This window comes from Streptomyces sp. M2CJ-2 (genome assembly GCF_016757295.1).
GTDB lineage: Bacteria > Actinomycetota > Actinomycetes > Streptomycetales > Streptomycetaceae > Streptomyces.
In genome coordinates this window covers 1-1,013 of sequence record NZ_JAESIF010000251.1, presented here as the reverse complement: position 1 = coordinate 1,013, position 1,013 = coordinate 1, and the positions used below count along the sequence as shown (strand labels likewise).

At 67.8% G+C, this 1,013-nt stretch carries 1 protein-coding gene; it reads right to left on the bottom strand.

Annotated elements, in window-relative coordinates; translation table 11 throughout:
* Nucleotides 1-44: 44 nt before the first annotated feature.
* Nucleotides 45-872, bottom strand: a complete 828-nt coding sequence (locus JL475_RS39125) for a transposase family protein (protein WP_202282946.1) — start codon at nucleotides 870-872, stop codon at nucleotides 45-47.
* Nucleotides 873-1,013: the final 141 nt, after the last annotated feature.

Below are 1,013 nucleotides of genomic sequence, written 5' to 3'. Positions count from 1 at the left end.
TGAACCCTTCTCGGTAACGTCTCGTGACGGTTGGTGATCTTCGTTCAGGTGGTGCGGCCGTGTTCGAGCTGGAGCAGGACGAGGGCGGCGCGGGCGATCCGCGTGATGGCCGCGGGGTCGAGGCTGACTCGGCGCAGGGCCTTGAAGGTGACCTTCAGCAGGGCGTTGGCGCGTTCGGCGACGGCGTGGACGCCCCGGATCACGGCGTTGAACGCCTTGTCGTGGTCGGTGAGTTCACCGCCCTTGGGCTTCTTGATCGGGTGGCGGAAGGCGTCACCGGCGTTCTCGTAGCCGAGGTCGGTCAGGGTGGGGATACCCAGCGTGGCGGCGAGCCGGTTGAGAGCGTCGACGAGTCCGTGGGCGCGGGCGCAGGTGGTGTCGTGCTCGCGGCCCGGGCGGACCGGGGAGACCCACAGTGGCCATCCATCCGGGGCCGCGATGACCTGCACGTTCCCTCCGTGGTGCTTGTGCTTGCCGGACCACCACAGGTCAGCGCCGTTGGGGCCGGCGGCGGCCACACGGTCGGTGCGGATCACGGTGCCGTCCAGGTTGAGGTGGGTATACCCCGCTGCTGCCGCTCGCTCCAGCGCGGTGGACAGATCGGGCGCGTGGTCGGCAAGCACGGTCAGCCCCTCGTGCAGGTAGCGGTAGGCGGTCGGCAGTGAGATGCCGTTGTCCCGGGCGAGTTGGGCCAGCCGGGTGCCGTCGACGAACCAGCGCAGCACAAGCACGGCCTGCTTGAAGACGCCCAGAGCGCGGGTTCCCTTTCGGGTTCCGAGCCGCTCGCGGTGCCCGCGTAGCAGCTTCGCGAGATGCTCGGCGGTCGCCCTGCGGACATCGAGCACGGCGGTGTAGGTGATACTGGACGTCACGTGAAGCCTCTGGTTGTACGGAACGTGATCTTCGCAGACCTGTTCCTACCAGGGGCTTCACCTTTGTCTGACGCCAGGTCACCATCGCGCCGCCCAAGCATCGTCACGCACCGCAACCATTACGTTGCCGAGAAGACCTCA